Raw genomic sequence first — 25708 nt, forward strand, 5'->3', positions numbered from 1 at the left:
CTCCCGCCCCATTATACCACATTGTCAAGGTTACTCATCATTATTTTTAATGTCAGCTTTCCGATATTCATTGTTGATATTTACAGCTACGGCATTGCTTATATCCACATCCACAATACTGTAAACGTAGCCGAAACTGAAATCTTCCCCCGCCACATTTTTGAAGCGTTTCGATACCTGCCCGATTTCTTCTTGCAGTTCTGACATTTCAAGACATTCATCCGTTATGGTATATGTCAGGCCGTTATATGAAATTTCATCATAGTTTGCGGCGTTCAGCTCATAATACGGCAGAGATTCATTTAACGCCTTATTTTTATCGGCGGTATCACGGAGCGCACCGCAGGCCGATAAGCATATAAGACTTACAAGCACAATTACCACGGCAAACAGGCACTTTTTATTCACTGTTTTTACCTCCCTCCCAACCATGAAACCAAACCAAACTGGCAATCAGCAGACAAACAGTGCAGCATACAGAAATAATCATACCGCTGAAAAAATCGGTTTTTACCTGTGCATACAGTTGGGGGCTATCCCATGCAAGCACAGTGTAATCCATAGCACGAACGCCCCAGGCCCAGGGAATATATTTCCATGTAGCGTCACCAAGCCCTGTTATCATAAGGGCAGCTATTAAACTTCCTGCAATTCCCAATCCCATAGATGCACCTTTTCCGAAGCTCATTCCCACAAACAAATGAATCAGGTAAATGGGAAGCATGGTAATCAACAATAGAATCCCTGCTTTCAGGTAAAGGCTTGCCGGAGCATCCCTATATAGTGCAGCGAATGTTCCTAACGCTAAAAATGTTGCGCCAAAAGCACAGATCATCAGAAAACCAAGTTTACCAATATACGTTGCCATGCGAGATGGGATTGTTCCCAACAAAAGCTGATAATGCCCGGCCTGATTTTCGATCTGAACAACCAGGCCCACAATAATGCCGATCAGAAACGGGAACGCAACGGCCAGCACTTCCAGATAGGCACTGATTTTGGTTGCCAGTTCCCATCTGGATATATGATAGTAACCCGCAAAAATCGCCGCACATATAATCGGAATCATGCTGTGCATATAGAGCAAAATGCTATGTTTACACTTCTGATATTCTGCTTTCCAGCAGCGAACCACAGATACCATAGTTACCCCACCTCCTTTTTCTCAAACCATCTTGCAGTTAAAAATGACAGCGCCGCAAACCAGGCCAGCGAAATGACCAATACAAGTATAATCATCCAAAATGCCATTGCCGTACTCTGATCTGCAACCGGCTCACCATTAGGCAAAATACCTAACACGGAAATCATAAGATGCGGCACCCAGCTATACGGGCAGATCATCCACAAAGAGGTTGTAGCCGTGAAAATCCCTAAAACGCTTCCAAGTCCGGCATTAAGAATAACCGTGACAAAGATACCAACTTTTTTTGATAACCATAAGCACAGCGGAACTTCCCATAGGCTTGCAATGACAATACAAGCTGTTCCGGCCGCAGCCTGCCAAATTCCGATTGTCAGGGGAATTTCGTTGATAACTAATATTGCAAAACCGCCCAACAGATTTAACGCCAGGAAAATGAAATTCCCCACGCAGGAGTAAATACCGGACACTCCAATTTTTGCTTTCCAGACTTTGTTCTGCGAAACAGGCAATGAAGCAACGGCACGATATTTTAGTTTGCCATTATCCCGCTGTTCAACCAAAGCGCAGGTAAGCGTGAGAAAGCCGGGATAGAGCAGTATATACCACCAGTTATAAGAATTGAGCTGGAACCAAAGAGGGGCAAAAAAGTTCATAAGCGCAGTTACAAACGGGGCCAGAACGATCAGCGTTTTTGTGAAAGTTCTCTTATGTTTTAGATTCTCGGCCTGAATATATCTCATTTCCATTTAATACCCCTCCTTTCCATTCCTGCGAATAACATCCATAAAGAGATGTTCCAAATCTTCACCAGCGCGAAGCTCTCCCTCATATCCAAGGACGCCGCCAGCAATGATACCCACATGATCTGCAATCTGCTGGACTTCTGACAGAATATGGCTGGACAAAATAACTGTAATCCCTTTGCAGGGAAAAGAGCGAATTAACTCTCGAAGTTCCTCAATCCCTAAAGGGTCAAGGCCGTTAGTCGGTTCATCCAGAATCAAAAGCTGGGGACTGTTCAGCAATGCAATAGCAATACCAAGCCGCTGCTTCATACCAAGAGAAAACTGCCCGGCCCGTTTCTTGCCGGTATTCGTGAGCTGGACAATTTGCAATACCTCGTTAATTCGTGCATCGTCCAGGCCGAGCAATGTAGTTCTGACTTTGAGATTTTCGTATGCAGTCAGATTTTCGTAAAGCGGGGGCATCTCAATCAAAGCACCGATATGCTCCAGATCATTCCGCTTCCACGGGTGGCCGTCAAACTCGATGCTTCCCGATGTGGGGCGCAAAATGCCGGTGAGCATTTTTAAGATCGTGGATTTGCCAGCCCCATTCGGCCCCAGCAGACCATAAACCGAGTTGCGCCGGATGTTCAGTGACACATTGTTTACCGCCATTTGCCCCTTGAAATTTTTGCAGAGGTCAGTCGTTTTCAAAATCATATCCATATAATCAAGTCCTTTCTTTGATTTTACGGATAGCATACCGGGCAATTTTGAAGATTTCATAAAGATTCCCGAAAACAGAATATGAACAATGCACCGTAACCGTGGAGCATATCGCAACAAAGCACCAATCTACTCATTTAGGGCCTTAAAAAGCCCTACCTGATCCGCTATCCGGAGGATGGCCGTCTGGGGCTGAGCAACGACCGCGCTGAGCACAGCATAAAGCCATTTGCGATGGGACGAGGGAACTGATTATTCGCCAATACGCCAGACGGCGCCTGGGCCAGTGCCGTAATGTATAGTCTGATTGAACAACAAGGGAAAACGGTCTGGATCCGTACCGATATCTTTTGTGGGGGTTGCAAAGCGCACCCAAGTTGAGCGAGATGGACACAACATGGGAGGAACACCTCACGCCGTCCACGCACTGGATAAATGCAGGATGTCAAAAGATTAAAGAGAGCTGGCTCGTGCCAGCTCTCTTATACTGTGCGCTGTCAGGTTCTACGGTTACTATCAAAGTGCATTGACGGTTCCTGATTTCTCAAATATTCTGTTTCAGGCAGGTCTTAATGTCATCCTCAGCATTGGTAATAAGCCGCAAGTCGAAGGTGTCCACTAAATACTGAAGCACATTCGGGCTCAAAAATGCCGGCAGGGTAGGGCCTAAATATATGCCTTTAATTCCCAGACTCAATAATGCCAGCAAATCAGCAACAGCCTTTTGTTCGTACCATGATACGATCAACGACAAGGGCAATCCGTTTACATCGGTACCAAAAGCATCTGCTAAACCTGTTGCGATCCGTATGGCAGAATATACATCATTGCATTGCCCGACATCCAAAAGTCTCGGCAGACCCGCTACTTCACCGAAATCCAGTTTGTTAAATCTGTATTTTCCGCATGCGAGCGTTAATATCACGCAGTCTTTCGGGACCATCTTAGCAAACTCTGTATAATAGTTTCGACCGGGTCTTGCTCCGTCACAGCCGCCAATAAGAAAGAAATGTCTGATTTTTCCTGCTTTTACTGCCGCTACGATTTTGTTAGAATCGCTTAATACCGAATGATGCCCGAATCCGACAAGTATCTCGTGGGGCTCCTGATCCTCCGGATAGCCGCCCAATTCTATTGCCTGCTGAATGATTTCACTGAAATCCTTTTCACCGTTTTCTCTTTTCCCAATGTGTTTTACCCCTTCCCAGCCCACTACATTCGTGCTGTAGATTCGGCCTTTATAGCTCTCTCTCGGCCGCATAAGGCAATTCGTCGTCATTAGAATACATCCCGGAAGATCATCAAATTGTTTTTGTTGATCTTGCCACGCACCACCGAAATTCCCGACAAGGTGGGGGTATTTTTTTAATCCCTCATATCCGTGGCACGGCAGCATTTCACCGTGTGTATACACATTGACCCCCGTTCCCTTTGTTTGTTCCAGCAGCATTTCCAAATCCTTCAAATCATGTCCCGAAACAACGATAAAGGGTCCTTTCCTCATATGGATATTGACCCTATGGGGTGCCGGATTTCCGTAAACTGCAGTATTGGCTTCATCCAATTTTTTCATAACCTCAATTGCCGCTTCTCCGGTGCGCATGGTCATTCGGATCAGTTCTTCCACTGTAAGGTTATCGTCTGTGAGAGCTTCCAATGCCTGAATATAAAATTCATCTACCTCATCACTGTAATAGCCCAGTTCTCTTGCCTGATGCCCATAGGCGCTGATACCTTTCAGTCCGTATAAAATGGTTTGTCTCAATGAGCGAATATCCGGGTCAAGGGATTTATCATACATAATTCCCGCGAATTGAGCATCCTTTAGCATTTGTGTTTTTGTTTCGGGAAGATCATAAGTGGCGTATGATGTCTGATTGTGAAGCTCTCCTGTGATTGTTCTCAAATTTTCTTTTATCCGTTGTGATTCGTTCAATAATTCCACGTGTACTTTCGAATCAAAATTAACATTCGTCAGCGTTGTGAAAAGAACATTTTCGATAAACCGTATGATATTTTTATCGATATGCTGTCCCTCATCTTGCAGAACTTTTCCGTAACAGCTGATCCCTTTGATTTGAAAGATCAGCAAATCCTGCAGATTGGCGATTTCTGGTGTCTTTCCGCAAACCCCAAGCTTTGTGCAGCCCTTTCCGTTCGCTGTTTGCTCACATTGATAGCAAAATATTTCGTATCCTAAATCCATATTATTCATATGCTGACCATCCTTATCTTTCGTTTTTATAGTTAAAGTATCGGTCAGGAAACGAAAAATATACTTGGTATGAGAGACCTTACTAATTTGCTTATGTGTGATAAAGAAGTAATAGAAGTGTAAAAATTTTTGCCTTTCCTATCCGATACTTGCCTTTGATATCGGATAGGGCGGGCGGTCATTCGGGCAAGTCCACTTTGCCGACGAAAGAATAGTAAATCTCAATATCCTGTCTGCGTGTGCCGTTTTCATCGTAGCTGCACTCATGCACAACGATTTTCTCTACAAACTCACGCAAGAGGGTGTGAGTCAGTTCTTCAAAGTTCATGTGCTTGCGGACAATGTTCATAAACTTTTCTGCGTTTACGGTAGCTTCCTGTGCTTTGGAAAGCTCCGCCTGTATTCTGGCAACACGCTCTTTCAATTCCTGCTGTTCGGCTTCACAGTCTGCCGAAAGCTCCGTGAAACGCTCGTCAGAAATGCGACCGCTTACGCTGTCCTCATACAGCCGCTTGAAAATAGCGGAAAGTTCGCTGATACGCTTTTCAGCCGCTTCCAGTTCCTTTTTCCTTGCGGCATTCCTGCGCTTGCCCCCGTCCTCGTTCTGCTCGATTAACAGCTTCATAAAGCGGGCTTCATGCTTCGCCGCATACACCGAGCAGAAGAAGCTTGCCGCAGCAGTCAACAAGATCGGCGCAAATATCAATAACATCTGCCGTAGAATCAACTCGACGGGACACTTCTATCAGGATGATATTGATGAGCTGAAAGAGAAGCTGGATTTGGTATGGCAGTCACTAAAATCAAAGCAATCCGAGGAACTTTGAGCAAGGCTCTCGCGTACATTTCAAACCCCGATAAGACCGAGGACAAGCTGCTGATCTCCACCTACGGGTGCGCATCGGAAACGGCGGCACAAGAGTTTGAATGGACGCGAAGGATAGCCGAGCAAAAAGGAATGAAGCCCGTCAGGATCATAGCCCGTCATGTGATCCAGTCCTTCGATGTCGGTGAGGTAACGCCGGAGCTTGCCCATGAAATCGGCAAGCAGTTTGCTGATGAAATCCTCGGCGGAAAGTACGAATATGTGCTGACCACCCACACGGATAAAAACCATGTGCATAACCACCTGATTTTCAATGCCGTGGACTTCGTTGATCATCACGCCTATAAGAGCTACAAGAAAATCTACTACGATATGCGCGAGGTCAGCGACCGGCTCTGCAAAGAAAATGGGCTTTCCGTGATTCCACCCTCACAGAACAAGGGGATGGGCTACAAGGAATACACCGAAGCCAAACGCGGCACAAGTTGGAAGCAGAAGCTCAAACAGACCATTGACCGGTTTGTCATCGTGGCAAAGGACTACGACGAGTTTTTGAAGCTCATGCAGGAAGCCGGTTATAAGATCAAAACCGGTAAATACATTTCCTTCCGTGCCGAAGGTCAGGAGCGTTTCACCCGCTCCAAAACCATTGGTGAGAACTACACCGAAGAGAGGATCAAGGAACGTAGTAACTATCACTCTCTAAGTCTTATTTTCTTCCGATTCCCGGACTTCTTGGATTCCGAAAATCGGCTTTCTGCGTGAATTCCTTTAAGTAGATGCGGTTGGCCCTGCCCTGTCCCTGACGGCGACGCTCGATGAGGTCGGCTGCTTCCAGCTCTGCAAACAGACGGCAGACCTTTTCGTGGCCGAAGTGCAGTAGCTCCTGCGCCTGACGGATGGTGAAATATTGGTAGACCCGGCCACGCTCGTCTTTCCAGCCGTTTTTCTCGGACAGGGATAGGCGGTCCAGCAGCAGACCGTAGAGCATCTTGGCGTCGGTGGAGACTGGCCGGTATCGCTCATCGGTGAATAGCAACTTGGGTATACGGTAGAACCTGAACTTTTCCGTGTCCGGCGCTGTAAAATATGGGTTCATTGAATTTCTCCTCTCGCTTGAATTTGTCACGCTTTTCAAAGCGTATTTTTGAGGTTAAGGTGTTGCTGGATTGCTTGGGTAGATTTGAATTCAAAAAGCCTTGTGTTTCAGGGCTGTCCGCACCTTAAAAGCGTGACGCTGATGCCCGCTTTCGGCGCTGCCGTTCGGTTGCCTTCAACCGTTTCTGCTTGGCGGCGCAGGCCGGACAATAACGCTGATTCTTTGCCCTCGGTGCAAAAGGCTGATGGCACAGCACACAGCGCTTGCCGCCGGATGGCTTCATTACCTCGGCATATAATCTTTCGTCTGTCGGGAGCACAGCATTCTTGAAGTAGTTGCAGTAGAGGCCGTACTTGCTGATGCTCTGGACGCAGACACAGGGCTCGCCGTCGTCCAGCAGCAGGCAGTTGCCGCCGTCATAGTTGGCGCACAGCTTCCGCAGCAGGGCGTTGACTCTTTTCGCCTGCTGCGGTGTGATTTTGATGACCATTGGAAAAACCTCCTCTCACTTGTTACTAAAATGGGTAGGTGTTTGGTGACCCTCTTCTCCAAAATTTCTGCTATTTAATTTTCAAGGTGCACACGGAAAACCACAGAGCGGCGACAAGCGGTGGAACCAGCTACCGTCCTCTCACTTTTCCTTTGCCGAATTTTCCTGCAAAATTCCCGCACTTTTTCAAAAATTCACCTCTTTCAAGGCACAAGAGAAGAATCTCCTCAATAGATAGCCAGCGAGAAGGCTGATTTTTTAACCCCCTACTAACCAACTGGGAAATCTTTCTCGATTTGTACGAAGTTATTTTTCAAATTTTTCTTAAAGATGCAAAAGAGGCACAGCCAACGGATCAATCCGAAGGCTGTACCTCTGTATTTTGGTATTCTCTTTTCTCCAAATGGTGTTGAGAAAATGATAGGTTTATGGTATAATGCTGTTAATCTTCTGGAAGGAGAACTGTTTGATGACGCCTTTAAGTGAGTTAATACAGGTCATGCGCAAGAAAGCCCTGCTGTCACAGAAAGATTTTGCAAAAGCGCTGAATGTATCCGTTGGAACGATAAACCGTTGGGAAAACGCCAAAACCAAGCCGAATATCACGGCAATGAAAAAAATCAAGGCATTTTGTGAAGAAAACGACATCCCCTTTGATGAAATCGAAGCGGCGTGGATCGCCCAGAAGGAGTAAATGCAATGGCTGATGTAAAGAAAGACCAGGAGCGGGACGAGCTATTCCGCCGTATCTATAAAATCGCCACCGACCTTGTTCACGCAGGCCATGTGGCGGAGTGGGATTTCAAATCTTATGTGCTCGGCACGATGTTCTACCGCTATATTTCCGAGAACTTCGCGGCCTATATCAATGAGGGCGAGCACGCTGCCGGAAATACCGATTTCGACTACGCCAAAATGTCGGACGCCGAGGCGGAGACTGCCCGTGAGGGACTGGTGCAGGAAAAGGGCTTTTTCATTCTGCCCTCGGAGCTGTTCTGCAATGTTCTCGCCCGTGCCGATAAGGATGACAACCTGAACGAGACGCTGGAGCGTGTGTTCAACCACATTGAGAGCAGCGCCGCCAGCGGAGATGCTGAGAATGATTTTGCAGGTCTGTTTGACGATTTCGATGTGAACAGCAAGGCCATCGGCGAGACGATTGCCAAGCGGAATAAAGTCCTGGTAGAGCTGCTGAACGGTGTGGCACAGATGCCGCTGTTCTCCACGGAGGGCAGCAACCCGGACCTGTTCGGCGATGCGTATGAGTATCTGATGGGAATGTACGCCGCCAATGCAGGTAAAAAAGGCGGTCAGTATTTCACTCCCGCCGATGTTTCGGAGCTGCTGGCCCGCCTCGGCACCATCGGCAAAACGAAAATCAATAAGGTCTATGACCCCGCCTGCGGCTCCGGTTCTCTGCTGCTGAAGGTGGAAAAAGTGCTGGGCAAGGATAATATCGAGCGAGGCTTCTACGGTCAGGAGATTGACCTGACCACTTACAACCTCTGCCGCATCAATATGTTCCTGCATAACATCGAGTTCGATAAGTTCAGCATTGTACGGGAGGACACCCTGCTCAGCCCGCAGCACTGGGATGACCAGCCCTTTGAGCTGATCGTCTCCAATCCGCCGTTTTCCGTGCCGTGGGAGGGTGACAAAAATGTGACGCTGATCAACGACCCCCGGTTTGCCCCTGCCGGTGTGCTGGCGCCTGCCTCTAAGGGGGATATGGCGTTTATTATGCACAGCCTTTCGTGGCTGGCGAATAACGGTGCAGCGGCCATCGTTTGCTTCCCCGGCATTATGTACCGTGGCGGGGCCGAACAGAAGATCCGCAAGTATCTGGTGGATAACAACTTTGTGGACGCTATCATTCAGCTGCCCTCCAACCTGTTCTTAAATGTTACAATCTCTGTGGATATTATGCTGCTGAAAAAGAACAAGACGGACAACGCCGTTCTGTTTGTGGATGCCTCCAAGGAGTTTGTGAAGGTTACGAAGAACAACCGGCTTTCCGAGGACAACATCCGGCGCATCGTGTCCGCCGTGGCAGAACGCAAGGATGAGCCGCATTTTGCCCGCCTTGTGCCAAACGACGAAGTTGGCAGCAAGCAGAATAATTACAATCTCTCCGTTTCCACCTATGTGGAGCAGGAGGACACCCGGGAAAAGATTGACATTGTGAAGTTGAATGCAGAAATTGCGGAAATCGTCGCACGGGAACAGAAATTGAGAGAGGAAATTGATAAAATCGTTGCTGAAATTAGCAATGAGCAATGAGCAATTAGTAATTGGAGGGATGATTATGGCTAAGATTGAAAAAGATCGTCCATTGCCTTCACATACGAAATTGGATTATGATGAATGTTACGCCAAAATTGTCTTAGAGAAATTCTTTCCTGATCAATACGAAAATTTGCAGATTTCGGATAAACCGGATTTGCGGGATATCTCTAACAATATTGGGATAGAAGTTACTTCGGCGATTCCGCAAAGTGAGCAAGAAGCGATGGCGCTTGCTTGTGAAATTCCGTACCTTGAAAAAGAAAAACAGGATAAACGAATTGCCTACTTGAAAAAGAAAGGATACAACTATACCCAATATGGAATGACCGGCCCGGGTATGGGCTATGCTTGGACGGGTTTAGACTATCCGGATATAAGAAACACATGGTGCAAATATTTTCTCTCGGCTGTTGAAACAAAAATGAAGAAACTTAATACTGGCGGATATGCATCGATGAAACGATATGATTTATTCGTAAATTCCGAATTGTTCATTGACGACTGGATGCCGGATGAATTGTTAAAAGTCTTAATCACATATAGTCAGCGACCTATTAACTACTCGTTTATCTATTTACTCTCATTAGATGGATTGTTTGTTTTTAATTTAGAAAAACAAACAGTGTCGCCTGTTGAGACAGGTGAAAAACTGTACGGATTGGGTATGCTGGCACGAAAAATGGTGGAAGAAGGTGAAGAAGATGACTAAACTTGATAAATTGATTCAGGAACTTTGCCCCGATGGGGTGAAATATCTACCAATCCCCGAACTGTTCATAACAAGAAATGGATACACACCCTCAAAAGCAAACAGTGAGTTTTGGGAAAACGGCACTATTCCTTGGTTTCGCATGGAGGACATCCGTGAAAACGGAAGAATTTTGACAACAGCGACCCAATATGTTTCTGAAAAAGCTGTCAAAGGAAAGTTATTTCCTGCAGATTCAATTATCATTGCCACTTCTGCCACAATAGGTGAGCACGCATTGATAAAAGTGCCATCTTTGGCAAATCAGAGGTTCACGTATCTGACGCTTAAAGACGAGTTCAAAGATTGCGTTGATATGATGTTTGTTTTCTATTATTGCTTTAGACTCGATGAATATTGCAAGTCGCACTTGAATCAAGGAAATTTTGCCTCTGTTGATATGAAACAGTTTGCAGCGTTTAAGTTCCCCGTCCCGCCCCTGCCGGTGCAGCGTGAAATTGTCCGTATACTGGACAATTTCACAGAACTTACCGAAGGCCTCAACAGGGAACTTGCCGCAGAGCTTACCGCACGGAAGAAACAGTATGCGTATTATAGGGATAAGTTGCTTCATAACGATGCAACCACAGTTTATAAACGATTGGGGGATTTTTGCGATTTGCTTTCTGGATTCCCTTTTGATAGTAGTAAATTCAAAGAAGATGGAATCAGGTTAATGCGTGGCATGAATATTAAGAGGGGCTATTTGGACTTTACGGAGGAGAATAATCGTTATTGGGAAAGCACAGATGGTGTTGAGAAATACCTGCTTAACGATCAGGATATTGTGATTTCTATGGACGGTTCTCTTGTTGGCAGCAGTTACGGAATGGTTTCTAAAAAAGATTTACCATTGCTTCTTGTACAACGTGTTACTCGAATCCGCACTAATCAGGCCAATATCCGATATGTATATCACTATATTGCGAGTGGCCGTTTTACGGAGTATGTGCACAAGAAGAAAACAGCTGGCGCAATTCCGCATATTAGTCTGAAAGATATATCTAATTTTGAAGTACCGCTTCCGTCGCTTGAAATCCAGAAGCGTCTTGTAGAAGTTCTCGACAACTTTGATGCCCTCTGCACCGACCTGAATATCGGTCTGCCTGCGGAGATTGAAGCACGGAAAAAACAGTATGAGTTTTACCGGGATCAACTCTTGACATTCGCCGCACAGGGCGAGACAATTTTGACAGACAGACAGACAGACAGACAGACAGACAGACAGACAGACAGACAGACAGACGAGTATAGTGCCCTGATTCGCCTGTGTCAATATGTTTTTGGGTATGTTTCTATTGAACTTGGAAGCATTGGAAAAGTGTCCATGTGCAAGCGTATTATGAAAGCGGAAACCTCTCCCGACGGAGATGTCCCCTTTTATAAAATTGGAACATTCGGAAAGAAACCGGATGCATACATTTCTCGTGAAAAATTTGAGGAATACCGAAAAGCATATTCTTTCCCTAAAAAGGGGGATGTTCTTATTTCTGCTGCAGGAACGATAGGAAGAACTGTTATTTATGACGGTGAGGATGCTTATTATCAGGATTCAAATATTGTATGGATCGACAATGATGAAAGCGTTGTACTAAACCGCTATTTGTTCTACTGTTACCAGCTTCAACCGTGGGCAGTATCCGAAGGCGGCACGATCGCAAGGCTCTATAACGATAATATTAGCCGAGCTAAAATTAGCGTGCCGTCTATCGAAGAACAAAAGCGCATCATTGCTATACTTGACCGTTTTGACACCCTCTGCATCGACCTTTCATCAGGTTTGCCTGCCGAAATTGAAGCCCGGCAGAAACAATATGAATACTACAGGGACAAGTTGCTGACTTTTACACCGGCAGATTGACCCGGAAGGAGGTAGCCCGTGAGCTATTTCAACATCATTGCCCAGAGCAGTGAAAGCACCGTCGTCACCGAATACAAGCCGCAGTCGAAGCGCTCGGAGGCGTACCAGAGCGAAGCGGACTTGGAAAAGGAGTTTATCCGTCTGCTTTGCGAGCTGGGCTATGAGCGCCTGACCATCCATAAAGAGGCTGACCTGATTGCCAATCTGCGAACGCAGCTGGAAAAGCTGAATAACTATCGCTTTACGGACGGCGAATGGAAGCGTTTCTGGGACGAGGTGCTGGCAAACACAAACTCCGGCATTCTCGAAAAGACCCGCCTGATTCAGGAGGACTATGTGCAGGTGCTCCGCCGGGATAACGGGGAAAGCAAAAATATTCAGCTTATTGACAAGAAGTGCATCCATAATAACAGTTTGCAGGTCATCAACCAGTATGCCATCTCCACAGAGGAGGGGGCAGCTCATGACAATCGCTATGATGTGACGGTATTGGTCAACGGCTTGCCACTCATCCATATCGAGCTGAAGCGCCGGGGCGTTCCCATTCGGGAAGCGTTTAACCAAATCGATCGCTATCAACGAGACAGCTTCTGGGCATCCAGCGGACTGTATGAATTCGTGCAGATCTTCGTGATCTCCAACGGCACGAATACGAAATACTATTCCAATACCACCCGTTTCAATCACATCAAGGACGCCAAAGCGCAGAAAGCCAAGAAGTTCAAAACCAGCAATAGCTTTGAGTTCACTTCGTTCTGGGCAGATGCGAACAACCGCATTATCCCGGACCTTGTAGACTTCACCAAGACCTTTTTCTGCAAGCACACCATTCTGAATATTCTTACCCGTTACTGTGTATTTACGGCGGAAAATATGCTGCTGGTGATGCGGCCATATCAAATCGTCGCCACCGAGCGCATTTTGAACCGCATTGAGATCGCCAACAATTATAAGAAATACGGCACCGTAGCAGGCGGCGGGTACATCTGGCACACCACCGGCAGCGGCAAAACACTAACCTCTTTCAAGACGGCGCAGCTTGCCACGAAACTGGATTACATCGACAAGGTGCTTTTTGTCGTGGACCGCAAGGATCTGGACTATCAAACGATGAAGGAATATGACCGCTTTGAAAAGGGCGCTGCCAACAGCAACACCTCTACAGCGGTGCTGAAGCGTCAGTTGGAAGATGACAACGCCAAGATCATCATTACCACCATCCAGAAGCTGGCAACTTTCATCAAAAAGAACGCCGGACACAGCGTTTTTGATAAGCGAGTTGTTATCATTTTTGATGAGTGCCACCGGAGTCAGTTCGGGGATATGCATCAAGCCATTACGAAGTATTTCAAGAAGTACAACCTCTTTGGCTTTACCGGAACGCCGATCTTTGCGGTCAATGCAGGCGTGAGCAAGAATCCCACACTCCGCACGACAGAGCAGGCTTTTGGCGATCAGCTCCACACCTATACCATTGTGGACGCCATTAACGACAAAAATGTACTGCCCTTCCGGGTGGACTACATCAAAACGATGGATGCCGAGCCGGATATTGACGACAAGGAAGTTTGGGACATCAACCGGGAAAAGGCGTTTCTTGCCCCGGAACGCATCCGACTGGTCACGGATTACATTCTGACGCATTTTGACCAGAAGACCTACCGGGGTGATAAAACCTATACATACAGCGTATTGCAGAATATCGCCGAGGTTGCCTCTGCCGGCAGCAAGCAGCAGATCGAGGAAATCAAGCAGAAGCAGCGGGTCAGCGGGTTCAACTCCATCTTTGCCGTGTCCAGCGTGGATGCTGCAAAGCTCTACTACGCCGAGTTTCAGAGGCAAATGGCGGAAAATCCGCAGAAGCGGCTGAAAGTTGCCGTCATTTACAGCTATGGCGCAAACGAAGAAGAAACGGACGGTATCCTCGACGAGGAAAATCCGGAGGACACCTCTGCACTGGATCAGAACTCCCGTGATTATCTGGATGCTGCCATCTGTGACTATAACCAGATGTTCCACACCAACTATTCCACAGACGGGGACAAATTCCAGAATTACTATAAGGATGTTTCCCTGCGGATGAAGAACAAGGAACTTGACCTGCTGATCGTGGTCAATATGTTCCTGACCGGCTTCGACGCCACGACGCTGAATACGCTGTGGGTGGATAAAAACCTGAAAATGCACGGGCTGATTCAAGCATATTCCCGCACCAACCGGATTCTCAATTCCATCAAGGTGTTCGGCAACATCGTTTGCTTCCGCAATCTGCAAAAGCGTACCGACGATGCAATTTCTCTGTTTGGCGATAAGGAAGCGGGCGGTATCGTCCTGATGCGTGGCTATAAGGATTACTACTTTGGCTACGAGGATGCCGACGGAAAATATCACCCAGGCTACCAGGATATGATTGAGGAATTGACAACGAAATTCCCGCTGACAGAGGAACGCATTACCGGCGAACAGCGGCAGAAGGAGTTTATCGTTTTGTTCGGTGCGATTCTGCGTATGCGCAACCTGCTGACTTCGTTCGACGAGTTTGCCGGAAGCGAAATTTTGAGCGAGCGGGATTTTCAGGATTATCTTGGCCGCTATCAGGACTTACGGGATGAGTGGAAAAGCCGCAAGCCCGGTGGCGAAAAAGAGGACATCACCGATGACATCGTTTTTGAAATCGAGCTAATCAAGCAGATTGAGATCAATATTGACTACATCCTGCTTCTGGTACAGAAATACCACGATTCACACTGCGACGATAAAGAAATTCTCATTACGATCCAGAAGGCAGTAGATGCAAGCCCAGAACTACGTAGCAAGAAGGCACTGATCGAAACCTTCATTGCTGGAATCAACGATGTATCAGATGTGATGCTGGAATGGCGCACCTTTGTCGCCGAAGAAAAAGAACGGCAGCTTGTTGCAATCATTCAGGAGGAAAACCTGAAAGACGATGAGACTCGCCGCTTTATGGAGAGCTCTTTCCGTGACGGCTCTGTCAAAACGACAGGCACGGATATTGACCGGCTGATGCCGCCGATCTCCCGCTTCGGCGGTGGAAACCGTGCAGAGAAGAAGCAGACCATCATTGAAAAGTTGAAGGGTTTCTTCGACCGATTCTTCGGCATCGGGTAAGCAGGTCTTAGGGTGTCCCTAACGAGGCCTTTTGCGTAGCTCGACAGAACGGAGTAAAAAGGCACTGCTCGCTCAGATGGCGCAGTCATCGGGGCGACGCACTGTTTTGCTCCGGAGGAGTACAAACAGTCTGCTCGTTAAGATAATGCAGACGATTTCAGAGCAACGAAAAAGGGGCGCAGCCGGTGCTTACCTGCATCTGACTGCGCCTCTGATTTCTATCAAATTTTGTTGCTGCTCACACGAAAATGACCTCTGCATTTACGATTTCTGTAGCTCGATTGCGGATGTTATTGCTCCGCCTGACCCATTCCAGCGGGTCACTTGCCTTGAGTTTTTCGTTCAAGTTTTCTTTTTCGGACAGTTCCTTCACAAGCGTATCAAACATCGCCTGTGCCCGAGACTCCACCTCAGCAAGATAATCGTTCAGCATCCCGGTGGTCAACAGATTGTAATATCTCACCCGGTGGTGCTCCTTTAGATGTCGCCGGTGTCGCTGCCCCCAAATGCCGATTTGTACGTCGCTTTGATTATCAATCTCGAGATTCGGCAGAAAATAATTGCCCGCCTGTCGGTATGTGCCGCCCAGCTTTTCAAACTCCGTCATTGTGTTTCCCCCAATTCATTCCGTGTATACAACCTTGAACTTCTTGCGCTTTGCACCGATGATTTTCAGCAGCACTTCATCAACAGCGTCGATATATCTGCCCTCTGTGATGAGCCTGCTGCGCAGATCATTCAGGCTCCCAACGAGAAGCCGCCGCTCTGCATCATCCATTGCAAGATGATATTTTTGTTTCATATTCTGTCCTCCTTGTGCTATCATTGTAACGGAGAGACTAGTAAAAATCGAATGTGCGGATAAAAATGAATATGCGTGTAGGCTTTCTTGGTTATTTGCGAAATCCCTTATGAACATCCGCACCAATGAAAACCCGCATGAACACCGATGTTTTGCGGGTTTTTGATTTTCATAAGCAATATTGGTAACACCGAAAGCTATGTGCACAGCAAACAAAAAGCCGCAGTGCTTTCCTGAAAAAGAAGCACTGCGGCTTTTTCGTTTGCTGTTGCGTTTACGGGCTGCCGAGCCTGTATTTGAAATCTCTGTAGCCGAACGACGCTAACTTGCGGATATCGCCGCCCGCTGTGCGGGAATAAATGCCGGGCAGGGGCATGCCGTTAAAGGTATTGTTTTTGCAGGTGGTGTAGATTGCCATATCACCGAAGACGAGCAGGTCGCCGACCGCGGGCACGACGTTGAAGCTGTAATCGCCGATGACATCGCCTGCAAGGCAGGTTGGGCCGGCAAGGCGCACCGTGTACGGCTTCTCCCCCGGCTCACCGGCGCCGAGCAGCGGCGGGCGATACGGCATTTCGATGACATCCGGCATATGGCAGGCGGCGCTGGCATCGAGAATTGCGATGGTCGTCTCGCCGTTTCGCACGACATCGAGCACGCGGCTGAGGAGGTATCCGGCGTTTAACGCGCAGGCCTCTCCGGGCTCGAGATACACGGTGACATTCCAGTCCTGCTGCGCGCGGCGGATGCAACGCTCCAACGTTTCCATATCGTAGTCGGGACGCGTGATGTGGTGACCGCCGCCGAAGTTGAGCCACTGCATTTTGGGCAGCAAATCGCCGAACGTTGAAGCAACGGCGTTTAAGGTCGTTTCCAGTGCGTCGGCATCCTGCTCGCACAGCGTGTGAAAATGAAGTCCGTCGAGCAGTTCGGGCAAATGCGCGTCTTCTTGAACGGCTTTATCCCACTGCGCACGGGTGGTGCCGAGGCGGCTGCCGGGCGCACAGGGATCGTAAATTTCGTGTCCCTCCTGCGTAGAGCACTCCGGGTTGATGCGCAGACCGACGCTTTTGCCCGCAGCTTTTGCTTTGGGCGCGAACTTTTGCAGCTGTCGCGGCGAATTGAACACGATGTGATCCGCATAGCGCAGCAGCTCGTCCATTTCGTCCTCACGGTAGGCGGCGCAAAACACATGTACCTCGCCGCCCGGCATTTCTTCAGCGCCGAGCCGCGCTTCAAACAGGCCGCTCGCTTCCGTACCGATCAAATGCGGCGCGAAAATCGGATAAAGATTGTAATTGCTGAACGCCTTCTGTGCCAAAAGCACCTTGCAGCCCGTGCGCTTTTGCAGCGCGCCGAGCACCTCTGCGTTATGCTGCAGGACGGCCTCGTCCATGAGGTAGCACGGTGTGGACAGCGTTTTGAATTCCGGCGGAATTTCGCCGTTGATGCCCGCAAACGGTGGGCGTGTATCCAGTAAGTTCATCAGTCCACCAAAGCCGGATCGTGGTTTTCGCTGCGCGGCAGGCCGTATTTATCAAGGGCGTCGAGGAACGGATCCGGGTCAAACTCCTCGACGGTGTAGACACCGGGCTTTGTCCACTTGCCGGTGAGCATCATCATCGCGCCGCACATGGCCGGCACGCCGGTGGTGTAGCTGATGGCCTGACTGCCGACCTCGCGGTAGCATTCCTGGTGGTCGCAGACATTATAGATGTAGTAGGTCTTCTCTTTGCCATCCTTTTTACCGGTGAAGATGCAGCCGATGTTCGTCTTGCCCTTTGTGCGCGGGCCGAGGCTTGCGGGATCCGGCAAAAGTGCTTTGAGGAACTGGATTGGCACAATCTCCTGACCGTTGTAGTGAATCGGTGTGGTGGAAAGCATGCCGACGTCTTCGAGGCAGCGCATGTGGTCAAGGTAGCTCTGGCCGAACGTCATGAAGAAACGGATACGCTTGACTTCCGGCAGGTTTTTGCCGAGGGACTCGATCTCCTCGTGGTGCAGCAGATACATGTCCTTCTGGCCGACCTGATCGAAGGTATACGCGCGCTTAATGCTCATAGCCGGGATTTCGACCCAGTGGCCGTTTTCCCAATAGCTGCCGGGCGCAGAAACCTCGCGCAGGTTGATCTCCGGATTGAAGTTTGTCGCGAACGCATAACCATGATCGCCGCCGTTGCAGTCCAGAATATCGATGGTATCGATGGTATCGAACTCGTGCTTTTTAGCGTAGGCGCAGTACGCCTGCGTGACGCCCGGGTCAAAGCCGCAGCCGAGCAGTGCGGTGAGGCCGGCCTCTTCAAACTTCTTTTTGTATGCCCACTGCCAGCTGTAATCAAAATAGGCGGAGAAGCCCGCTTCCTTGCAGCGCTTTTCGTAAATGGCGCGCCATTCGGGGTCATCGGTGTTCTCCGGCTCGTAGTTTGCGGTATCCATGTAGTTAACGCCGCAGGCGAGGCAGGCATCCATAATGGTGAGATCCTGATACGGCAGGGCAATGTTCATGACGAGATCCGGCTTGTAGCTTTGGATAAGGTCACAAAGCTGCTGCACGTCGTCTGCATCGACCTGTGCCGTGGTGATTTTTGTTTTGGTGATGGGCGCAAGCTTTGCGGCAAGTGCATCGCACTTGTTCTTTGTGCGGCTTGCAATGCACAGCTCGGTGAAAACTTCGCTGACCTGGCAGCATTTGGAAATGGCGACACCGGCTACGCCGCCGCAGCCGATAACAAGAACTTTGCTCATGATGATGCTCCTTTTATATTTTTAGTTTGATAATTTATACGTTTAAGGCCAATAAGAGCTCGCGCAGGACTTTGCAGGCCATGGCGGTGGAAACGCCGCTTGCATCCAGCATGGGGGCTAACTCGTTGACATCTGCGCCGATGATGTTCGTTTTTGACACGGTGAGAATGGCGTTTAAAAGCTGCATGAACGTCACGCCGCCCGCCTCCGGTGTGCCGGTGCCGGGAAAGCACGAGGGGTCAAGGCAATCGAGATCGATGGTGAGGTAAACCGGCACCTGCGTGCGGCACAGTTCTGCGGTGAGCGCTTCAAGGCCCGAGAAATCGAACTTATGCATTTCGGTGTGCGTCTTCGCAAACGTGAACTCTTCCCTGTCGCCGCTGCGGATGCAGAACTGGTGAATGCGGCCGTCGCCGAGAATGTCGTGGCAGCGGCGCAGCACGCAGGCGTGGCTTAATTCGGCGCCGAGGTAATCCTGACGCAGGTCGGCGTGGGCATCAAAGTGAATGATGTGCATAGCGGGATATTTATGCGCCGCCGCACGAACAGCGCCGAGCGTGACAAGATGCTCGCCGCCGAGCAAAAGTGGGAATTTGCCGTCTTGCAGGATCGTTTCCGCGCGCGCCTCGATGTCTTTGAGGGCGCTTTCGCTGGAACCGAAGCACAGCTCCATATCACCGCTGTCAAACACCTTTATGTCGGTTAAATCTTTATCCTGATACGGGCTGTATGTCTCGAGGCCGTAGCTTTCGTGACGCATGGCGGCGGGGCCGAACCGTGCGCCGGGGCGGTAGCTTGTGGTAGAATCGAACGGCGCGCCGTACAAAACGATATCGGCATCCGCGTAGCTGCTTTCGCAGCCGATGAAAGTTTCAATATTCTGGTGCAGCATTATTTCTCCTCCACTTCCCGCAGCATTTCTTCCAAAAATGCCGGCAGATAAAATGCGCCGACATGCAGACGAGTGGTGTAATAACGCGTGCGCATATTGAGCGCGTTCCACTGGTTGGAGTCAAGGTCGTTGATTGGGTGATATTTCTTGCTGGCAAAGCCGAAAAGCCAGTAGCCTGCGGCGAAGGTGGGAATATGCGCCTGATAAACCTTGCTGATGGGGAACGTCGTTGCGATGCGCTGATGGCTGCGCTGCATGGCAGTGGCATCCTCCGCATAGAACGGGCTGCCCTGCTGGTTGACCATGATGCCGTCCTCACGCAGAGCATTATAGCAGCTTCCGTAAAATTCGCGGGTGAAAAGCCCCTCGGACGGGCCGAACGGGTCGGAGGAATCGACGATGATGAGGTCGTACTCATCTTCACACTTGCGAATGAACTTCAGCGCGTTTTCGTAGTAGATATGTACACGGCGGTCGTCCATGCGGCAGGCGTTGCTCGGCAGGTAGGCGCGGCAGGCCTCGATGACCTGCGGGTCCATCTCGACGAGGTCGATGCGCTCTACGCGGTCGTAGCGGGTCAGCTCGCGCACAACGCCGCCGTCGCCTGCGCCGATGACGAGAATGTCCTTTGCATTGCGGTGCACGGACATCGGCACATGGGTGATCATTTCGTCGTAGATAAACTCATCGCGCTCCGTGAGCATGACATTGCCGTCCAGCGTCAGCACGCGGCCGAACTCCGGCGTTTCAAAAATATCGATGCGCTGATAGGCGCTTTGCTTTGAATATAACTGGCGGTCCACACGGATGCTGTGCTTGACATCCGGCGTGTGAAATTCCGAAAACCACATTTCCATTTTTGTTCCTCCTTATGCAAGCACGTTCAGGCGGAGGATATCGGGATCCTCCGGGCCGGTCATGCTGCAGCCTTTGGCTTTGGCGTATTCGATGTAATCGAGGATCTCCGCCGTGATGCGTTCGCCCGGCGCCAAGATCGGAATGCCCGGCGGGTAGCACATGACGAACTCGCTGCACACCATACCCTCCGTCTCGCGGAGCGGCAGGCTCTTTTTCGGTGCGTAGAACGCCTCCTGCGGACTGGCGGCAACCTCGGGGTCGATGTACTCCTGGCTCAAAAGGCCGGTGCCGTCCGTGCTGTACCGGCGCTTAATTTCGGCCAAAGCACTGACAAGGCGCTCCACCTCCTGCGGGCGGTCGCCGATGGAAAGGTATGCAAGGATATTGCCGATGTCGCCGAACTCGATCTGAATATCGTATTCGTCGCGCAGAATGTCGTAGACCTCGATGCCGGCAAGGCCGATGTCGAGCGTGTGGACGCTGAGCTTTGTCGTATCGAAATCGAACACGGAGTTGCCGTTGCAGAGTTCTTTGCCAAACGCGTAGTAGCCGCCGACGGCGTTGATCTCCTCGCGGGCGTATTCTGCCATATCGGCGACCTGATGGAACACTTTGCGGCCGCGCAGTGCCAGATTGCGGCGGGAGATGTCCAGACTGGACATGAGCAGATAGCTGCCCGAGGTCGTTTGGGTGAGGTTGATGATCTGCCGCACATAACCGGCGTGGACATTGGGGCCGATGAGCAATAAGCTCGACTGTGTTAAGCTGCCGCCGCTTTTGTGCATGGAAACGGCCGCCATATCCGCACCCGCCGCCATAGCGGAGACCGGCAGGCCGCCGCCGAAATAAAAGTGCGTGCCGTGTGCTTCGTCCGCGAGGCACAGCATACCGGCATCGTGCGCCATTTGTACGATTGCGCGCAGGTCGCTGCAAATGCCGTAGTATGTGGGGTTATTGACGAGCACCGCCACGGCGTTCGGGTGTTCGCGGATGGCTTTTGCCACCTGCTCGCGCTTCATACCGAGCGAAATACCGAGGCGATGATCCACCTCCGGGTTGACGTAGACCGGCACCGCGCCGCAGAGCACCAAAGCATTCAAAACGCTGCGGTGGACGTTGCGGGGCAGAATAATCTCATCGCCGCGCTTACATGCGGTGAGAACCATGCTCTGTACGGAGCTTGTGGTGCCGCCCACCATTAAAAATGCGTGTGCCGCGCCGAACGCATCGGCGGCAAGCTCCTCCGCCTCCCGAATGACCGACACCGGGTGGCAGAGATTATCGAGCGGCTTCATACTGTTGACATCCAACCCGACGCACTGCTGCCCCAGGAAGGCGGCCAGCTCCGGGTTGCCGCGGCCGCGCTTATGACCCGGCACATCAAACGGCACCACGCGCATGTTGCGGAATTTTTCGAGCGCTTCATGGATTGGTGCGCGGCGCTGGTCGAGCTTTGCGCGTTTTACATTTTCGTTCATCTTTTCCCTCCGTTCAAAGCCCTTTGCAAAACAAAAAACGCAAGCCCGGCACGTAAGTGCAGAACTTGCGTTTGAATCGCTTATTTTTTGGGGCGCATGTTCTCGGAACATAAAAACATGGTATCCCGGAAAGCGGAGCGTTTCAGAGTCTATATAGCAATTAAACTTTTACTACTCTTATTGACGTTTCACAAGTCTGCGTTTTAGCGCAATTTCATGGTTGCAAAGGAACCATCTTATAAAATCTGAGCTTTTTAACTCAGTCAATAAGGCAGCCGAAGCTGCCGGTCGGCAGTGGACCCGGCTGTCCGTATGGCCTTAGCCCAAAAGGGCGGTCCAAAAGTAAAAATTGCTTTGAAAAACTCTTACATCTCACTTCGTCTTTCAAAATCGATATGAGTATATCATAAACGACAAATTGTGTCAACAAAAAATTTGGGGCCGCATTATTTCCAACCGCGGGCGGTGGGGTCAAGCATTTCGGCTGCGGAATATATGAGCGCATTGCAGACGGCGGCGGCTATGGTGCTGCCGCCCTTGCGCCCAAATGCGACGATGGCGGGGACATGGTGCTTTTCACACACGGCGAAAATATTTTCTTTGCTCTCGATGACGTTCACAAAGCCGACCGGCACACCGATGACGAGCGCGGGGCGCAGACCGTTTTCGATCTCCTCGGCAATGGCGAACAGCGCGGTGGGCGCGTTGCCGACCGCCAAAATCGCGCCGGGGTATTCTTTTGCAGCCTTGTGCATGGCGGCGACGGCGCGCGTGGTGCCGCTTTCTTTTGCGCTTTGGGCGACTGCGGGGTCTGCCATAAAGCACAGGGCTTCCCCATTCAGCTTTTTGAGACCCGGCTTGGAAACACCTGCGAGCGCCATATTCGTATCGGTGACGATCGTGGCGCCGTTATGCAGCGCTTCTATGGCTTTTTGCACGGCATTTTCGGTAAAATGCAGCGTTTCGGCGTACTCGAAATCCGCCGTGGTGTGAATAACACGCTTGACAACGGCAAGATTTTCCCTTGGTATCCGGATATGCCTTTCTTCGAGCTCCCTTGCGATAATCTGCATGCTGGTGCGCTCAATATCGGCGGGCAGATGATGCTGCGGGATCATGCTTTGCACCCCCTCGGGTTTTCCATACCCATGGCGCGGTACACGGCATCCATATCGAGGCTGTTCCGCACGCCGTCGGCTAAAATGTCGAGCTGCTCGCGGCGGTATTCCTCCATGGAAACAGGAACGGCGGCTGCGGGGTCTATCCCCTTGCGGGCGCAGAGGTATTCCGCAAGCTTTTCGGTCAGCTCGCCGCTGTCAAAGAGACCGTGCAGATACGTGCCGAAGACGTTTTGGTTTGTGCAGCCCTCTTTTGTGCCGTCCGCATGCGTACAGAACGGCTCACCGCGGACGATCGTATTGCCTGTGTGAATTTCGTAACCGGTGAGCATCGCCCCTGTAAACGGCGCGGCGATGACTTCGCCTGTAACCTGCGCGCGATGCTTTTCAGCGCAGAATGTTGTTTCGGTCGGCAGTAAATTCAAGCCGCGAAGCGTTTGCGGGCGACCGCTTTCGGAGCCATCCGGGTCGTGCAACGTCTCACCGAGCATCTGGTAACCGCCGCAGACGCCAAGCACCGGCGTCTCTTTCGCGGCGAGCTTTAAGATGACGGCTTCGAGTCCCGACTGGCGCAGCCAGAGGAGATCCTCAACCGTGTTTTTCGTGCCGGGCAGAATCACAAGGTCGGGCGCGCCAAGCTCGCGGGTGTTTTGCACGTAGCGCACATCCATTAAAGGGTGCTGCTCGAGCACCATGAAATCCGTGAAATTTGAGATGTGCGGCAAGCGAATGACGGCGATGTCCAGCGGACGCACGGCGTCTTTTTTTTCAAGGCGCTCGGAAAGGGAGTCTTCGTCCTCGATATCGACGCGCAGATACGGCACGACGCCCAGAACGGGCAAGTGCGTTTTGTCTTCGAGCATGGAGAGGCCGGGGCGGAGAATTTCGACGTCACCGCGGAATTTATTGATGACAAGTCCCTTGATGCGGTCGCGCTCGTCCGTCTCCAGCAGCTCTACGGTGCCGAAAAGCTGCGCGAACACACCGCCGCGGTCGATGTCGCCGACGAGCAGAACGGGCGCATCGACAAGCTTTGCGAGCCCCATGTTCACGATGTCATCCGCTTTCAGGTTGATCTCCGCCGGGCTGCCCGCGCCCTCGATGACGATAACGTCAAAATCTTCTGCAAGGCTGTTGTAGGCGCGCAGAATATCGGGAATGAGTGATTTTTTCATCTTGAAATACTGCGAAGCTTTCATCTGGCCGCGCACTTCGCCGTTCACGATGACCTGACTTCCGACATCGCTGCTCGGCTTCAACAAAATGGGATTCATGCGCACGTCCGGCTCCACACCCGCCGCCTGCGCCTGTACGACCTGTGCGCGGCCCATCTCTAGGCCGTCACGGGTAACGAAGCTGTTCAGCGCCATATTTTGACTTTTGAACGGTGCGGTGTGCAGACCGTCCTGCGCGAAAATGCGGCACAGCGCCGCGCATAATAAACTTTTGCCCGCGCCGCTCATCGTGCCCTGCACCATGATGCACTTGGCTTTTTTATTTTCGCTCATTTCAGCACCTCCCGCATGATTTTCAGGAGCTTTTCGTTTTCCTCCGGCGTGCGCACGGCGGTGCGGTACCAGGTGTTATCGAGCCCCGGGTAGTTTGCACAGCCGCGCACGACAGCGCCTTTTTCTTTTAGTCGCTCGCCGAAATCTTCCGGCGCTTTGAATAACAGGAAATTTGCCTGCCCCTCCAAGACGCGCAAGCCGAGCGAGCGCAGGGACGCGATCATTCTGGGACGCTCCCGTGCGATTAAGCTTCGCACGTGGTCGGCGTATTCGGTTTCATCTAACGCCGCGACGCCTGCCGCCTGTGCGAGTGACGAGACTGCCCACGGCTGCCCCGCTTCGCGCATATTTTCTAATAATTTTTCATCTCCGCTGAGTACATAACCGAGCCGCACGCCCGCCATGGCGTATAATTTTGTGAAAGCTTTCAGAATAACAAGCTCGGGGAACTGCGCTAAAAAGTGCTTTGCAGTCCGGCTTTCGTGCTCCGGGAGAAAATCGAGGAAACACTCGTCGATGACGGGCGTTGCATGACATGCCCTGCATTTTTTCAGGAGTTTTTCGAGAAAATCCGACGTAACGATCTGCCCGGTGGGGTTGTTTGGTTGACATAAGAACACCATATCGATGGTTTCGTGGAGAGCAGAGAGCAACTCTTCGGTGATTTCAAAATCGTTTTCCTCTTTTAAAAAGAAATATTCGACTTCACAGCCGACGGTTTTGAGTGCGGACGCGTACTCTGCGAAAGTCGGCGCGGGCAATAATGTGCGGCGCGGCTTTTTCGCGAGCACGAGCCGAAAAATGAGGTCTGCCGCGCCGTTGCCGCAAAGAATTTGGTTTTCGTGTACGTTTTCGCTTGCGGAGAGTTTTTGGCGCAGCTCTCTGCAAAGCGGGTCGGGGTAGCGGTCTGCGGTGGGCAGTGCGTTTACGATTGCCAGTGCAACGCCCTCCGGCAAACCGAGAGGGCTGACATTCGCGGAAAAATCGAGTGCATCGCGGCCGAATTTTGCGCGGTAGCCCGCCCAGTCGCCGCCGTGTGTGAGTTCCATATT

At 50.6% G+C, this 25708-nt stretch carries 23 protein-coding genes and 3 pseudogenes; 8 read left to right on the forward strand and 18 right to left on the reverse strand.

Translation table 11 applies throughout. The annotated features are described in order from the left end of the window. Positions 1-30 precede the first annotated feature (30 nt). The 4 genes from ACI0CA_RS09870 to ACI0CA_RS09885 are packed head-to-tail and all read right to left on the reverse strand — an operon-like array spanning position 31 to position 2598. On the reverse strand, positions 31-408 hold the full coding sequence (locus tag ACI0CA_RS09870; RefSeq protein WP_025580194.1) for a NisI/SpaI family lantibiotic immunity lipoprotein: 378 nt from the start codon (positions 406-408) through the stop codon (positions 31-33). Further along, positions 401-1144 carry a lantibiotic immunity ABC transporter MutG family permease subunit gene (locus tag ACI0CA_RS09875; protein ID WP_025580193.1) on the reverse strand — a complete coding sequence of 248 codons (744 nt, stop codon included), beginning with the start codon at positions 1142-1144 and terminating at the stop codon, positions 401-403. The genes ACI0CA_RS09870 and ACI0CA_RS09875 overlap by 8 nt, the downstream gene beginning before the upstream one ends. Before the next feature lie 2 nt (positions 1145-1146). Beyond that, the gene (locus tag ACI0CA_RS09880; protein ID WP_308449553.1) at positions 1147-1893 is read right to left on the reverse strand and encodes a lantibiotic immunity ABC transporter MutE/EpiE family permease subunit; all 747 of its coding nucleotides are present in this window, start codon (positions 1891-1893) and stop codon (positions 1147-1149) included. After that, a complete protein-coding gene (locus ACI0CA_RS09885) occupies positions 1894-2598 on the reverse strand; it encodes a lantibiotic protection ABC transporter ATP-binding protein (protein WP_308449552.1) in 705 nt (234 codons plus the stop codon). Between the two features lie 177 nt (positions 2599-2775). On the opposite strand from ACI0CA_RS09885, the pseudogene ACI0CA_RS09890 reads away from it, so the two are divergent. After that, a pseudogene (locus ACI0CA_RS09890) lies at positions 2776-2946 on the forward strand (transposase); the annotation flags it as partial. A 196-nt stretch (positions 2947-3142) separates the two neighbouring features. Here ACI0CA_RS09890 and hcp read toward each other — a convergent pair. Further along, positions 3143-4813, reverse strand: a complete 1671-nt coding sequence (gene hcp / locus ACI0CA_RS09895; protein WP_446806901.1) for a hydroxylamine reductase — start codon at positions 4811-4813, stop codon at positions 3143-3145. A gap of 178 nt (positions 4814-4991) precedes the next feature. Continuing rightward, a pseudogene (locus ACI0CA_RS09900) lies at positions 4992-5465 on the reverse strand (DUF4368 domain-containing protein); the annotation flags it as partial. Here ACI0CA_RS09900 and mobC point away from each other — a divergent pair. After that, positions 5401-5640 carry a plasmid mobilization relaxosome protein MobC gene (mobC, locus tag ACI0CA_RS09905; RefSeq protein WP_308449550.1) on the forward strand — a complete coding sequence of 80 codons (240 nt, stop codon included), beginning with the start codon at positions 5401-5403 and terminating at the stop codon, positions 5638-5640. The pseudogene ACI0CA_RS09900 and the gene mobC sit on opposite strands and share 65 nt — an antisense overlap. Then, positions 5601-6326 (forward strand): annotated as a pseudogene (locus ACI0CA_RS09910) (relaxase/mobilization nuclease domain-containing protein); the annotation flags it as partial. The gene mobC and the pseudogene ACI0CA_RS09910, both read left to right, overlap by 40 nt. Positions 6327-6348: 22 nt before the next feature. Here the strand turns inward: ACI0CA_RS09910 and ACI0CA_RS09915 are convergent. Both ACI0CA_RS09915 and ACI0CA_RS09920 read right to left on the reverse strand, forming a co-directional pair. Then, positions 6349-6738, reverse strand: a complete 390-nt coding sequence (locus ACI0CA_RS09915; RefSeq protein ID WP_308449549.1) for a replication initiator protein A — start codon at positions 6736-6738, stop codon at positions 6349-6351. Between the two features lie 124 nt (positions 6739-6862). Then, a complete protein-coding gene (locus ACI0CA_RS09920) occupies positions 6863-7228 on the reverse strand; it encodes a cysteine-rich VLP domain-containing protein (RefSeq protein ID WP_308449548.1) in 366 nt (121 codons plus the stop codon). 469 nt (positions 7229-7697) lie between these two features. Here ACI0CA_RS09920 and ACI0CA_RS09925 point away from each other — a divergent pair, with 469 nt between their 5' ends. The 5 genes from ACI0CA_RS09925 to ACI0CA_RS09945 are packed head-to-tail and all read left to right on the forward strand — an operon-like array spanning position 7698 to position 15255. Then, positions 7698-7922, forward strand: a complete 225-nt coding sequence (locus ACI0CA_RS09925; protein WP_308449547.1) for a helix-turn-helix domain-containing protein — start codon at positions 7698-7700, stop codon at positions 7920-7922. A 5-nt stretch (positions 7923-7927) separates the two neighbouring features. Continuing rightward, positions 7928-9508 carry a type I restriction-modification system subunit M gene (locus ACI0CA_RS09930; RefSeq protein ID WP_308449546.1) on the forward strand — a complete coding sequence of 527 codons (1581 nt, stop codon included), beginning with the start codon at positions 7928-7930 and terminating at the stop codon, positions 9506-9508. 25 nt (positions 9509-9533) lie between these two features. Further along, complete coding sequence (locus tag ACI0CA_RS09935) at positions 9534-10223, forward strand: hypothetical protein (RefSeq protein WP_308449545.1); 690 nt, start codon at positions 9534-9536, stop codon at positions 10221-10223. After that, a complete protein-coding gene (locus tag ACI0CA_RS09940; RefSeq protein ID WP_446806992.1) occupies positions 10216-12123 on the forward strand; it encodes a restriction endonuclease subunit S in 1908 nt (635 codons plus the stop codon). Before ACI0CA_RS09935 ends, ACI0CA_RS09940 begins: the two co-directional genes overlap by 8 nt. An 18-nt stretch (positions 12124-12141) precedes the next feature. Next, complete coding sequence (locus ACI0CA_RS09945; RefSeq protein ID WP_343285027.1) at positions 12142-15255, forward strand: type I restriction endonuclease subunit R; 3114 nt, start codon at positions 12142-12144, stop codon at positions 15253-15255. A 238-nt stretch (positions 15256-15493) separates the two neighbouring features. On the opposite strand, the gene ACI0CA_RS09950 is transcribed toward ACI0CA_RS09945, so the two are convergent. From ACI0CA_RS09950 to ACI0CA_RS09995, 10 genes are all read right to left on the reverse strand, one after another. After that, positions 15494-15862: a TnpV protein gene (locus tag ACI0CA_RS09950; protein WP_308449542.1), complete on the reverse strand. Its 369-nt coding sequence runs from the start codon at positions 15860-15862 to the stop codon at positions 15494-15496. Between the two features lie 15 nt (positions 15863-15877). Then, a complete protein-coding gene (locus ACI0CA_RS09955) occupies positions 15878-16057 on the reverse strand; it encodes a hypothetical protein (protein WP_308449541.1) in 180 nt (59 codons plus the stop codon). A 274-nt stretch (positions 16058-16331) separates the two neighbouring features. After that, entirely contained in the window at positions 16332-17543 is a 1212-nt protein-coding gene (locus ACI0CA_RS09960; protein WP_395507030.1) for a carboxynorspermidine decarboxylase, read from the reverse strand. Beyond that, on the reverse strand, positions 17543-18802 hold the full coding sequence (locus ACI0CA_RS09965) for a saccharopine dehydrogenase family protein (protein WP_395507031.1): 1260 nt from the start codon (positions 18800-18802) through the stop codon (positions 17543-17545). Before ACI0CA_RS09965 ends, ACI0CA_RS09960 begins: the two co-directional genes overlap by 1 nt. Before the next feature lie 34 nt (positions 18803-18836). Further along, positions 18837-19694, reverse strand: coding sequence for an agmatinase (gene speB / locus ACI0CA_RS09970; protein ID WP_395507032.1), 858 nt, complete (start codon positions 19692-19694; stop codon positions 18837-18839). Further along, the gene (speE, locus tag ACI0CA_RS09975) at positions 19694-20551 is read right to left on the reverse strand and encodes a polyamine aminopropyltransferase (protein ID WP_308449537.1); all 858 of its coding nucleotides are present in this window, start codon (positions 20549-20551) and stop codon (positions 19694-19696) included. The genes speB and speE overlap by 1 nt, the downstream gene beginning before the upstream one ends. Positions 20552-20563: 12 nt before the next feature. Next, a complete protein-coding gene (locus tag ACI0CA_RS09980) occupies positions 20564-22030 on the reverse strand; it encodes an aminotransferase class I/II-fold pyridoxal phosphate-dependent enzyme (protein ID WP_176820911.1) in 1467 nt (488 codons plus the stop codon). 446 nt (positions 22031-22476) lie between these two features. Next, complete coding sequence (locus ACI0CA_RS09985) at positions 22477-23148, reverse strand: precorrin-8X methylmutase (RefSeq protein ID WP_446806899.1); 672 nt, start codon at positions 23146-23148, stop codon at positions 22477-22479. Further along, positions 23145-24656, reverse strand: coding sequence for a cobyric acid synthase (locus tag ACI0CA_RS09990; protein WP_412379287.1), 1512 nt, complete (start codon positions 24654-24656; stop codon positions 23145-23147). Before ACI0CA_RS09990 ends, ACI0CA_RS09985 begins: the two co-directional genes overlap by 4 nt. Continuing rightward, positions 24653-25705 (reverse strand): pyridoxal phosphate-dependent aminotransferase, encoded by a 1053-nt coding sequence (locus ACI0CA_RS09995; RefSeq protein ID WP_417426503.1) that lies wholly within the window; start codon positions 25703-25705, stop codon positions 24653-24655. The genes ACI0CA_RS09990 and ACI0CA_RS09995 overlap by 4 nt, the downstream gene beginning before the upstream one ends. Positions 25706-25708: the final 3 nt, after the last annotated feature.

The organism is Hominenteromicrobium mulieris (assembly GCF_046197855.1).
Taxonomy (GTDB): Bacteria; Bacillota; Clostridia; order Oscillospirales; family Acutalibacteraceae; genus Hominenteromicrobium; species Hominenteromicrobium mulieris.

Bases quoted from the DNA above. Each gene is read 5' to 3' on its own strand.
- ACI0CA_RS09930 (WP_308449546.1), top strand. From the start codon at position 7,928: ATGGCTGATGTAAAGAAAGACCAGGAGCGGGACGAGCTATTCCGCCGT.
- speB (WP_395507032.1), bottom strand. From the start codon at position 19,694: ATGCTGCACCAGAATATTGAAACTTTCATCGGCTGCGAAAGCAGCTAC.
- ACI0CA_RS09940 (WP_446806992.1), top strand. From the start codon at position 10,216: ATGACTAAACTTGATAAATTGATTCAGGAACTTTGCCCCGATGGGGTG.
- ACI0CA_RS09965 (WP_395507031.1), bottom strand. From the start codon at position 18,802: ATGAGCAAAGTTCTTGTTATCGGCTGCGGCGGCGTAGCCGGTGTCGCC.
- ACI0CA_RS09960 (WP_395507030.1), bottom strand. From the start codon at position 17,543: ATGAACTTACTGGATACACGCCCACCGTTTGCGGGCATCAACGGCGAA.
- ACI0CA_RS09880 (WP_308449553.1), bottom strand. From the start codon at position 1,893: ATGGAAATGAGATATATTCAGGCCGAGAATCTAAAACATAAGAGAACT.
- ACI0CA_RS09925 (WP_308449547.1), top strand. From the start codon at position 7,698: ATGACGCCTTTAAGTGAGTTAATACAGGTCATGCGCAAGAAAGCCCTG.
- ACI0CA_RS09955 (WP_308449541.1), bottom strand. From the start codon at position 16,057: ATGAAACAAAAATATCATCTTGCAATGGATGATGCAGAGCGGCGGCTT.
- ACI0CA_RS09985 (WP_446806899.1), bottom strand. From the start codon at position 23,148: ATGATCCCGCAGCATCATCTGCCCGCCGATATTGAGCGCACCAGCATG.
- ACI0CA_RS09935 (WP_308449545.1), top strand. From the start codon at position 9,534: ATGGCTAAGATTGAAAAAGATCGTCCATTGCCTTCACATACGAAATTG.
- speE (WP_308449537.1), bottom strand. From the start codon at position 20,551: ATGGAAATGTGGTTTTCGGAATTTCACACGCCGGATGTCAAGCACAGC.
- ACI0CA_RS09995 (WP_417426503.1), bottom strand. From the start codon at position 25,705: ATGGAACTCACACACGGCGGCGACTGGGCGGGCTACCGCGCAAAATTC.
- ACI0CA_RS09875 (WP_025580193.1), bottom strand. From the start codon at position 1,144: ATGGTATCTGTGGTTCGCTGCTGGAAAGCAGAATATCAGAAGTGTAAA.
- ACI0CA_RS09885 (WP_308449552.1), bottom strand. From the start codon at position 2,598: ATGGATATGATTTTGAAAACGACTGACCTCTGCAAAAATTTCAAGGGG.
- ACI0CA_RS09990 (WP_412379287.1), bottom strand. From the start codon at position 24,656: ATGAGCGAAAATAAAAAAGCCAAGTGCATCATGGTGCAGGGCACGATG.
- ACI0CA_RS09980 (WP_176820911.1), bottom strand. From the start codon at position 22,030: ATGAACGAAAATGTAAAACGCGCAAAGCTCGACCAGCGCCGCGCACCA.
- ACI0CA_RS09920 (WP_308449548.1), bottom strand. From the start codon at position 7,228: ATGGTCATCAAAATCACACCGCAGCAGGCGAAAAGAGTCAACGCCCTG.
- hcp (WP_446806901.1), bottom strand. From the start codon at position 4,813: ATGAATAATATGGATTTAGGATACGAAATATTTTGCTATCAATGTGAG.
- ACI0CA_RS09950 (WP_308449542.1), bottom strand. From the start codon at position 15,862: ATGACGGAGTTTGAAAAGCTGGGCGGCACATACCGACAGGCGGGCAAT.
- ACI0CA_RS09915 (WP_308449549.1), bottom strand. From the start codon at position 6,738: ATGAACCCATATTTTACAGCGCCGGACACGGAAAAGTTCAGGTTCTAC.